The sequence below is a fragment of the Candidatus Methylomirabilota bacterium genome (genome assembly GCA_036001065.1).
Lineage (GTDB): Bacteria > Methylomirabilota > Methylomirabilia > Rokubacteriales > CSP1-6 > MNEF01.
The window spans coordinates 1-9,512 of sequence record DASYUQ010000213.1; the positions used below are offsets into that span (position 1 = coordinate 1).

Consider the following 9,512-nt stretch of genomic DNA (forward strand, 5'->3'; position numbering starts at 1 on the left):
GTCGATGTCCGCGTCGGTGGGGGAGGGCTTCGAGGCCAACAGCGCCGCTGCCGACATGATCTGGCCTGGCTGGCAGAAGCCGCACTGGGGGACGTCCACCTCGACCCAGGCCCGCTGCACGGGATGGTCGCCCGTGGCCGAGAGGCCCTCGATCGTGGTCACTTTTCGGCCGGCGGCAGCCGAGGCCGGCGTGACGCACGCGCGCATGGGCGCCCCGTCCACATGGATCGTGCAGGCGCCGCAGAGCGCCATGCCGCATCCATATTTAGTACCGGTGAGGCCGAGCGTCTCGCGGATCACCCAGAGCAGCGGTGTGTCGGGTGGGACGTCGACCTGCTGCCTTCGACCGTTGACCGTGAATGCGAGCATGGAGACCTCCTGGACCCTGTCCGGGCGTGCCTCAGATGACACCAGCAGCGCCCCGCTGTCAACAGCCCCGTGCGTTGTGGTATAGGGAGTCACCGATGGACGTGGTCGAGAGCCTCGAAGCCCTCCGGGCCTGGCGTGCGGCCGTCCCGGGCCCGCTCGGCTTCGTGCCCACCATGGGGGCGCTACACGACGGTCATCTCTCGCTCGTCCGTCGGGCCCGTCGCGAGTGCGAGCGAGTGGTGGTCAGCATCTTCGTCAATCCGGCGCAGTTTGGCCCTCACGAGGACTTCGAGCGCTACCCGCGGGACCTTGCGCGCGACCTCGTGCTGCTCGATGGCGAGGGCGTCCACCTCGTCTTCGCGCCGACGCCGGCGATCGTGTACCCGGCCGGGTTCTCGACATGGGTGACCGTCGAGACGCTGACCGAACGCTGGGAGGGCGCCGCCCGGCCGGGGCACTTCCGGGGCGTGGCCACCGTTGTCCTGAAGCTCCTGAACCTCGTGCAGCCCGACCGTGCCTACTTCGGCGAGAAGGACTACCAGCAGCTCCGGGTCATCGAGCGGATGGCCCGCGACCTGAACGTGTCGACCACCATCGTGCCGTGCCCGACCGTGCGCGAGCCGGACGGGCTCGCGATGAGCTCCCGCAACGCGTACCTCGCCGCCGCGCAGCGGCAAGCCGCCACCGTGATCTTCCGGGCGCTTGTAGCCGCCCGGCAGGCCTGCGAGCGGGGCGAGCGCGACCCGAAGACCCTCGCCGCGGTCGTCGAGGGCATGCTGGCCGCCGAGCCGCTCGTCCGGATCGACTACGTGGCCGTGGTGGACCCGGGCTCGCTCGAGCCCCTCACCGCGATCGCTCAAGGCGGCGCCGTGTGCTGCGTGGCCGCGTGGGTCGGAGCGATACGGCTGATCGACAACCTCGTGCTGGCGCCGCCGGCCGACGCCCAGGGCCGCCGATGACCGGCCGACCGAACGGGGACGCGCTGGCCGGGGAGCGGGGGCTCGGCCTGATCGAGATCGTCCTCGTGCTCGTGGTTCTGGCGGTGGCCGGCGCTCTGCTCTACCGCTACGTCGGCTCCACCGCCCGCACGGTCGAGAAGCTCCAGGAGGAGCGCACGCTCGCGCACGCCCGGCTCGCCGCCGACCAGGCCACGCTGGGGTCGATGCGGAGCATGCTGCAGACGTACCATGCGCAGCATGGCCAGTGGCCCGCCGACAAGCCCGCGGTCCTCGGGCTCCTCCACTCCCCGCCGAGCTTCCAGTGTTCCGGGAACGACGTCGAGTACGACCCGGCCGGCGGGACGCTTCGGCTCCTGATCGACGACGCCACGCGCTGCTGACCGCTGCCCGGCTCCGACCGTTTCCCGCTTGACGCCCCCGCCATTCGCGCGGTATCAGAGCGAGCGTGGGAACTGCCGCCGCCGAGAGCCTCCGATGACCGACCGACCGAACTGGGAGGCGCTGGCCGAGCGCGCGCTGGCCGGCGAGGCGATCACTCCCGACCAGGCGCGCGCGGTGCTGGCGGCGCCGGACGAGGAGCTGCTGCCGCTGGTCGCTGCGGTAGGCCGGGTGCGCCGAGCCCATTTCGGCACCGCCGTCAAGCTCAACTTCCTGCTGAACCTCAAGAGCGGGCTCTGCCCGGAAGACTGCCACTACTGCTCCCAGTCGTCGCTCTCGACGGCGGACATCGCGCGCTATCCGATGCGTCCCGCCGGCGAGGTCGTCGCCGCCGCCGGCCGCGCCGTCGACCTCAAGGCGGCCCGGTTCTGCATGGTGGCGAGCGGGCGGGGCCCCACCGATCGCGAAGTCGACCAGGCGTGCGAGGCGGTGGCGGCGGTCCGCTCCGCCCACCCCGGACTCGAAGTCTGCGCGTGCCTCGGACTCCTCAAGGGCGATCAGGCCGAGCGCCTGCGCGCGGCCGGCGTCTTTGCGTACAACCACAACCTGAACACGAGCGAGCGGTTCTACCCGGAGATCTGCGCGACCCACACCTACCGCGATCGCGTGGAGACGGTGGAGCGTGCCCGGGCCGCCGGGCTCTCACCCTGCTGCGGCGCGCTCTTCGGCATGGGGGAGGAGCTCGAGGACGTGATCGCGCTCAGCTACGCGCTGCGCGCCCTTCGCGTGGACTCGATCCCGGTCAACTTCCTCATCCCGATCCCGGGCACGCCGCTCGCGGGCCGGGCACCGCTGGGCCCGCGCACCGCCCTCAAGATCCTGTGCCTGTTCCGGCTGCTCAACCCGGCCGCCGAGCTGCGGATCGCCGGCGGGCGTGAGGTGCAGCTGCGGTGGCTCCAGCCGCTCGGGCTCGAGGTCGCCAACTCGATCTTCGTCGGCGACTACCTGACCACCACCGGCCAGCCGCCCCCGGCTGACTTCGCCATGATCCGCGATCTCGGCCTCAGCATCCTCGGCCACGAGGGCGCGGTTCCGGACGAGGCACCGGCGCCGTGGGGCGAGGGGGGCCTCGGCGGCGCCGGCCGCCTCACGCGCCGCCCGAACGCCTGACGCCAGCTCGGCGGGCCGAGCGTCATACCGCCAGGTACTTGCGCACGATCTCCTGATCGGCCCACAGGTCGTCCAGACGGCCCGAGTACCGGACCGTCCCTTTTTCGATGATGTAGCCGCGGTGGGCGACCCGTCGGGCGAATTTGAGGTTCTGGTCGGCGAGGAGAAGCGTGACGCCTTCCTGACGGATCTGGCGGATGGCCTCGATGAGCGTGCGGACCATCAGCGGGCTCAGGCCCTCGGAGGGCTCGTCGAGAATCAGGAGGGCCGGGTTGCCCATGAGGGCCCGGCCGATCGCCAACATTTTCTGCTCGCCTCCCGAGAGACCGACCCCCCGGTTGCCGCGAAGTCCTCGCAAGAGGGGAAAGAGTTGATAGACCCGCGGCACCGTCCATTGCCCCTCCCGGCCGGTCACCCGGCGGACGATCTCCAGATTTTCCTCCACCGTGAGGTCCGGAAAGATCCGCCGGTCGTCGGGGACGTACCCGACGCCGAGCCTGGCGATCTCAAAAGGTTGGCGGCCCGTGATGTCCCCTCCGTTGAAGGTGACCCGTCCGGTGCGCGGCGGGGTGAGCCCCATGATGCTCCGGAGCGTCGTGGTCTTGCCGGCACCGTTCCGCCCGAGCAGGCAGACGACCTCGCCGGCTGTGACGTCCAGGGAAATGCCCTGGATGACAAGACTCTGGCCGTACGCGGTGACCAGATCACGAACCTCGAGCATCACGCGAGCGCTTCCTCCCCCAGATAGACCTCTCGCACCTCTCGGTTTTCCCGGATCTCAGTTGGCGGCCCCTCGGCCAACACCCGGCCCCGGTTCATCACCACGATCCAGTCCGAGAGGGAGAAGACCACATCCATATCGTGCTCCACGATGGCAAAGGTGGTTCGCCGCTCCACGGAAAGCCTTCGGATCAGCTCGAGCACCGTGGTTCGCTCGACGGGCGTCAATCCCGCCGACGGTTCGTCGAGGAAGCAGAGTGCGGGCGCGGGCGCGATGGCGATCCCGAGCTCCAGGAGCCGCTGGTCGCCGTGCGAGATGGCGCCGGCCGGCTGGGCTCGCGCGTGCCAGAGGCCGATCTCCTCGAGGATCTGCTCGGCCTCCGCCAGCGCCTCCGCTTGGCGTTCCAGGCTCGAGAAGGGATCGACGGTCCGCCCGAGCCGGGACAGCACCGGCACCAGGACGTTCTCGAGCACGGAGAGCCGGCCAAAGATGTTCATGAGCTGGAACGAGCGCGAGAGTCCCTTCCGGACGCGGTGGTGGGTGGCCAGGCGCGTGACCTCCTCGCCCTTGAAATATACTCGCCCGGAATCGGGGCGCAGCGCGCCCGTGACGAGGTTGATCAGGGTGGTCTTGCCCGCGCCATTGGGCCCGATGATCGCCGTGAGTCGCGCCGGGGCGAGCGTCAGCTCGACGCCGTCCACGGCGGCCAGCTCGCCAAACCGCTTCCGCAGGCCCTCGACCCTCAAGAGCGCGCCCGCCGTCACGCGATCACCGACCGGACGGCGCCTCGGCCCGGGCCGACCGGACCTGTCGCGCGAAAATGCCGACCACGCCTCCGCGGAAGCCCATGACCAGGACGACCACGATGGCGCCGAGCCAGATGAGCCAGTACTCGGTGAAGCGGACGATGACGTCCTTGATCATGAAAAACAGGAAGGCGCCGACGATGGGGCCCCCGAAGACGTGGATCCCGCCGAGGAGCGTGGCCAGGACCGGCTCGGCCGACGTGCTCCAGTGGGCGATCGGCGGGGTGACGGTGTTCTCGAGCGGGGGGAGCAGCGCGCCGGCCAGCCCAGCGTACAGTCCCGCGATGGTGAAGGCGACCAGGCGGTAGGTCCTCACGGCTATCCCCGCGAATTCCGCCCGGCTCTCGCTGTCCCGGATCGCCTGCAGGGCGAGCCCGAGGGGCGAGTTCACCAGACGGTACATGAGCCAGATGGCGAGGAGCGAGACGACCAGAACGACGTAGTAGTAGCGTTCCATGCTGGCGACGCTGAGCGCCGGCAGGCCAGGAATCGCCAGCGGCGCCCGCGGGATGCCGACGAGCCCGTCGTCACCCCCGGTGAAGTCGCGCCACTTCCACGCGATGGAGTAGATCATCATGCCGTAGGCGAGCGTGAGCATGGAGAAGTAGATCCGGGTGTGCCGGACCGAGAGAAAGCCCAGGAGGAGCGCCGCCGCCGCCGCGACGACCACGCCGCCGATCAGGCCGAGAAAGAGATTCGGCACGGCCAGGAGGATCTTCGCGCAGGCATAGGCGCCGACGGCGAAAAATCCGGCCTGGCCGAACGAGAGCAACCCGGTGTAACCGAAGAGGAGATTGAACCCGAGGGAGAAGACCGACAGGATCAGGATCTGGATCACGAGGTACAAGGAATAGCGACCGGCCAGCGACGGGAGCGCGAGCAGGATCAGCACCACGACGCCCCCGAACACGATGAGACGGCGAGAGGGCCGGTCGGTCACCGTCTTCCTCAACGGGCAAAGAGGCCTTGCGGCCGGACCAGCAGGACCACCGCCATGATCACGAAGATGAAGAACAGCTCGAACACCGGGAAGAAGAGGGTCCCGTAGGCGCTCAGGATTCCGACGATGAGCGAGCCGACGAAGGCTCCTTTGAGGTTCCCCAGCCCGCCGATGACCGTGATGATGAAGGCCTGAATGATCATCGCGGCGCCGATCCCGGGGGCGACGACCCGGACCGGCGTCCCTATGGCGCCCCCCAGCGCCGCCAGCATCGACCCGAACATGAACACGCCGGAGAACACGCGGGGGACGTTGACGCCGATCGCGTTCGCCATCTCGCGGTCGGAGGCGGTGGCCCGCACGGTTCGCCCCCACCAGCTCTTCTCGAAGAGCGCCCAGAGGAGGATCGCGACGAGCAGCCCCACCGCGATGACGAAGGCGTTGTAGACCGGAAACGGCCGGCCAAACACGCGCCACGCGCCGTCGAGAAAGGCGGGAATCGGAGGGATCTTGAAGACCCCTCCCCAGATGATCTTCACGGCGTCGTCGAGGATCAGGATGAAGCCGAAGGTGAGGAGGAGCTGGTACGCCTCATCGATGGAATAGATCCGGCGCAGGAAGAACCGCTCCATCACCAGGCCGAGCAGGCCGACCCCCAGGAGGCTCAGGAGGATGGCCAGCCCGAACGGGAGCCCGAGCTGGCCGTAGAAGGTGAAGGCCAGGTACGCCCCCATCATGAAGAGGCTCCCGTGGGCAAAGTTCACGATCCGCAGCACGCCGAAGATGATCGTCAAGCCGGCGGAGATAAGCCAGAGATACATGGCCAGCGAGAGGCCGATCAGACCCTGAAAGGCGATGGTGTCCATGACGATCCTCGGAGGGGGGCTTCGCCCCCCCTCCGAAGAAAGGGCGAGCCGTTACTTCGTGACCGCGACGGGCGTGAACGGCGGATGGCGATAGTAGTCCTTGGCCGGGAAGATCTTGAGGTCGCCGAGGACCGGGATGGGGAAGTTCGGATCCATCATGACGCGGCCGGCGGGGACGTTGTAGACGAACTGGTGGTCCTCGGCCCGGAAGACGCGCAGGCCTCCGGGATTCCTGATCTGCATGCCCCGCAGCGCCTCGATGACTTTCGGCGTCTCCAGGCTCCGGGCCTTTTCGACCGCGGCCTTCATGATGAAAAACGCGGAGTAGGTCGTCTCCGCCGAGTAATTGGGGAACCTGGCCCAGCGCTTCCGGAACCGCTCGATGAAGGCCTTGTTCTCCGGGGTGTCGGGCCAGTTGTGGATGTAACGGGCCGTGGCCCACAGCTTGCCCTTGAACCTGTCGCGCTGGACTTCCGAGGCGATCCCCTCGAGGACGTCCACCGAGCCTCCCATCGCCTGCCACCAGGCGTGGATCTGGTCGAACACGCCCTGGATCAGCGCCTGCCGGAGGAGCATCACGGCCTCGCCCGCCCACGGGGTTGAAAAGATCGCGTCAGGCTTCTGGGCCATCACCGCCGAGACGTGGGGGGAAAAATCCAGCGTCAGGAACGGCGCCCACGCCGCGGCCACGAACTCCACGTCCGGCCGATACTTCTTCAGCGTGTCCTTGAAGAGGCTCCACGATGCGTAGCCGTACTCGTAGTCGGCGCCGATGGTGGCCCACCGCTTGATCTCGGGCCGGTCCTTGAAGATGAGCGCGGCCACGATGGCGTCCTGGTAGACGGGGACGCTCACCCGGACGATCTCCTGGATTCCCTTCCCCGCCACCAGCTCCTCGGTCAGCCGATGGGTCGCCGCGTGCGTGAAGAAGTGGATGCGCTTGAGCTCCGCGAGCACGGGCCCCAGGGCCATGGCCACGCCACTCGAGTCGGTCCCGACCATGAAGTGGGCGCCCCACTCCGTCACGAGGTACCGGGCGTTCTTCACGCCGGTGGCCGCCTTGTTCTCATCGTCCATGAACTTCATCTCGAGCCTGCAGCCCAGGATGCCGCCGGCCGTGTTGATCTCCTCGATCGCCATCGTGGCGCCCATCTCGATCTGCCGCCCGTAGTCCGCGTGGGGCCCCGAGGCCGCCCCTTGCACGCCGATTTTGATGGCCGGCACGCCGAGCTGGCACTGCGCCCCGGCGGGGCCCGGCGCGGCGACGACGAGAAGGAGGCTCAAGACGAACAGAACGCTGGCGATCCCCAGGCCTTGTTTCATGGCATTCCTCCTCGGGAACGTGTGGCAGGACGCGGGCACGCTACACCGCCGCCCGGAGCGCTGTCAACCGAGGGTCTCCGCGTTGGGCAGCTAGAACCAGAACGACACCCCGACGGTGACATGGGGACTCTGCCAGTCCGATTCACGATGGGGTGCGAAGCCTCTCGAAGTACGCCATCACCTCTTTCGCGGGGACGACGTCCGCATACTTCGAATCGAGATCGAAGAGGTTGAGCCGGTGCGGCGTCTGGCCCCGGTCGAAGACACAGTCCTCGACGACCACCACCCGGTAATTGTAGGAGAAGGCGTCCACGGCGGTCGCGCGCACGCAGCCGCTCGTCGTCGTGCCCGCGATGATGACGGTGTCGATCGAGCGCGCGTTCAGATGGCTCACGAGGGCGGTGCCGAAGAAGGCGCTCGGCTTGTCCTTCCGCACCACGATCTCGTCGGGCAGGGGCGCGATCTCCTTGACGATCTCGGTGCCGATCCGGAGCGCTTCCTCCGACGCCGTCGTCGCCCGGGAGTTCTTCTGGCCCCACGAGCCGACGCCCAGGGCATCGGGCCGGTAGCCCTGCGTCGAGTAGAAGACCGGCACCCCGTGGGCGCGCGCGTGCTCGAGCAGCGCCGCGATCTTGGGGACGACCTCCCAGGCGATCTCGCCGCAGCTGTTCCGGAAGCGCTTGATCGACTCGAGGATCGGCTCGGGCCGGTCCCCGGTGAAGTTGTAGTTGACGTCGACGACGAGCAGGGCGGGCCGCTCACCCCAGGTGCCGCGCTTGCCGTAGCCGGCCGCCCGATAGACCGCCTGCTCGTGCTCGGGGATCAGGGACTCCCAGGGTCGCTCCATGATCAGACCCCCCTTTTCGTGGTGGCGATTATGGCGCCGCTCGCGAGAAAACGGTAGGCCGCTCTGCCGTGCCCTCGCCTGTGGTACTTTCGCGCCAGTTTTCGTCGTGAAGCCTCGACCGCTGGAAGGACGAGAGGGAGGAGGAGTCATGAAGCGTCTCGCGATCATCGTGGGTGCGCTGGCGTTGGGGTTCCACTGGGCGGCGCCGGCGTGGGCGCAGACCCCGGCGAAGTGGCGCATGGGCGTCGTCCGCTACAAGGCGGACACCGCGTTCGAGCTGGCCGGCTGGGAGAAGGGGTTCTACAAGGAGCAGGGGCTCGACTTCGAGCCGGTGGAGATGCCGGGGGACGCGGATCTGCTGCGCGCGCTGACGGCCGGCGCCTGCGAGATCGCCGAGATCACGCCGGCGGGGGCCATGGCCGCTATCGAGAAGGGCGCCCCGCTGCGCATCGTCGCCTCGTTCATGCCCGGCCTCCCCCACGTGCTGTTCGTCCGCAAGGACATCAACGCGCTGGCTGACCTGGCCGGCAAGCCGGTGGCCGTCTCCGCAGTGGGGGCCCTCCCGCACGTCGTGGCGCAGGCCATTCTCGAAAATCACAAGGTGGACGTGAAGAAGATCGAGTGGGTCCAGATGGGCGGCGACCCCGATCGTGTCCGGGCGCTGGTGGCCGGACAGGCGGCCGCGACCGTGTCGAGCATCGAGCTCGAGCCCGTCGTGAAGTCGACAGGTGGGAGAGTGTTGGCCGTGGCCGCCCACGAGCTGCCGCACTGGGTCAGATTCACCCTCATCACCACCGAGAAGGTCATCAAGGAGCGGCCCCTAGATCTGGTGAAAGCGCTCGTGGCCCAGGCCAAGGGCATCCGGTGGGTCATGGATCAGACGAACAAACCCGAGGTCGTCAAACTCATGACGAAGTACGCCAAGCGCAAGCCGGAAGAGGTCGAGTGGATCTACGACTGGTTCCTCGCCCACAAGCAGTTCAACCCGAACGGGGACGTCAGCGCTGCCTCGCTCATCTGGATGCAGGAGCTGAACATCAAGGCGGGACGTCAGAAGACCACGCTCCCCGTCGAAAAGGTGGCGACCTGGGAATTCCAGAAAAAGGCGCTCGCCGAGATCGGCCAGGCGAAGT

The 9,512-nt window shown here is 68.3% G+C and carries 11 protein-coding genes; 4 read left to right on the forward strand and 7 right to left on the reverse strand.

The window, feature by feature from the left end:
• The coding region (locus VGV13_20545) for a (2Fe-2S)-binding protein (GenBank protein ID HEV8643474.1) at window positions 1-369 on the reverse strand (369 nt) is incomplete at its 3' end.
• Window positions 370-464: 95 nt separating this feature from the next.
• On the opposite strand from VGV13_20545, the gene panC reads away from it, so the two are divergent.
• From panC to bioB, 3 genes are all read left to right on the forward strand, one after another.
• Complete coding sequence (gene panC, locus VGV13_20550; protein HEV8643475.1) at window positions 465-1,328, forward strand: pantoate--beta-alanine ligase; 864 nt, start codon at window positions 465-467, stop codon at window positions 1,326-1,328.
• On the forward strand, window positions 1,325-1,708 hold the full coding sequence (locus VGV13_20555; protein HEV8643476.1) for a hypothetical protein: 384 nt from the start codon (window positions 1,325-1,327) through the stop codon (window positions 1,706-1,708). The genes panC and VGV13_20555 overlap by 4 nt, the downstream gene beginning before the upstream one ends.
• Before the next feature lie 94 nt (window positions 1,709-1,802).
• Complete coding sequence (bioB, locus tag VGV13_20560) at window positions 1,803-2,876, forward strand: biotin synthase BioB (protein ID HEV8643477.1); 1,074 nt, start codon at window positions 1,803-1,805, stop codon at window positions 2,874-2,876.
• A gap of 22 nt (window positions 2,877-2,898) precedes the next feature.
• Here the strand turns inward: bioB and VGV13_20565 are convergent, their stop codons facing one another.
• From VGV13_20565 to VGV13_20590, 6 genes are all read right to left on the reverse strand, one after another.
• The gene (locus VGV13_20565) at window positions 2,899-3,597 is read right to left on the reverse strand and encodes an ABC transporter ATP-binding protein (GenBank protein ID HEV8643478.1); all 699 of its coding nucleotides are present in this window, start codon (window positions 3,595-3,597) and stop codon (window positions 2,899-2,901) included.
• Complete coding sequence (locus VGV13_20570; protein ID HEV8643479.1) at window positions 3,597-4,361, reverse strand: ABC transporter ATP-binding protein; 765 nt, start codon at window positions 4,359-4,361, stop codon at window positions 3,597-3,599. Before VGV13_20570 ends, VGV13_20565 begins: the two co-directional genes overlap by 1 nt.
• A gap of 4 nt (window positions 4,362-4,365) precedes the next feature.
• Window positions 4,366-5,343, reverse strand: coding sequence for a branched-chain amino acid ABC transporter permease (locus VGV13_20575; protein HEV8643480.1), 978 nt, complete (start codon window positions 5,341-5,343; stop codon window positions 4,366-4,368).
• Between the two features lie 8 nt (window positions 5,344-5,351).
• The gene (locus tag VGV13_20580) at window positions 5,352-6,209 is read right to left on the reverse strand and encodes a branched-chain amino acid ABC transporter permease (GenBank protein ID HEV8643481.1); all 858 of its coding nucleotides are present in this window, start codon (window positions 6,207-6,209) and stop codon (window positions 5,352-5,354) included.
• A gap of 51 nt (window positions 6,210-6,260) precedes the next feature.
• Window positions 6,261-7,532 carry an ABC transporter substrate-binding protein gene (locus VGV13_20585; GenBank protein ID HEV8643482.1) on the reverse strand — a complete coding sequence of 424 codons (1,272 nt, stop codon included), beginning with the start codon at window positions 7,530-7,532 and terminating at the stop codon, window positions 6,261-6,263.
• 142 nt (window positions 7,533-7,674) lie between these two features.
• Entirely contained in the window at window positions 7,675-8,379 is a 705-nt protein-coding gene (locus VGV13_20590) for an isochorismatase family protein (GenBank protein HEV8643483.1), read from the reverse strand.
• A 148-nt stretch (window positions 8,380-8,527) separates the two neighbouring features.
• Between VGV13_20590 and VGV13_20595 the strand changes: the two genes are divergently transcribed.
• A partial coding sequence (locus VGV13_20595; protein HEV8643484.1) for an ABC transporter substrate-binding protein occupies window positions 8,528-9,512 on the forward strand: 985 nt, incomplete at its 3' end.

Coding starts and splice junctions, on each gene's coding strand:
- panC (HEV8643475.1), top strand. CDS start 465: ATGGACGTGGTCGAGAGCCTCGAAGCCCTCCGGGCCTGGCGTGCGGCC.
- VGV13_20590 (HEV8643483.1), bottom strand. CDS start 8,379: ATGGAGCGACCCTGGGAGTCCCTGATCCCCGAGCACGAGCAGGCGGTC.
- VGV13_20585 (HEV8643482.1), bottom strand. CDS start 7,532: ATGAAACAAGGCCTGGGGATCGCCAGCGTTCTGTTCGTCTTGAGCCTC.
- VGV13_20555 (HEV8643476.1), top strand. CDS start 1,325: ATGACCGGCCGACCGAACGGGGACGCGCTGGCCGGGGAGCGGGGGCTC.
- VGV13_20565 (HEV8643478.1), bottom strand. CDS start 3,597: ATGCTCGAGGTTCGTGATCTGGTCACCGCGTACGGCCAGAGTCTTGTC.
- VGV13_20580 (HEV8643481.1), bottom strand. CDS start 6,209: ATGGACACCATCGCCTTTCAGGGTCTGATCGGCCTCTCGCTGGCCATG.
- bioB (HEV8643477.1), top strand. CDS start 1,803: ATGACCGACCGACCGAACTGGGAGGCGCTGGCCGAGCGCGCGCTGGCC.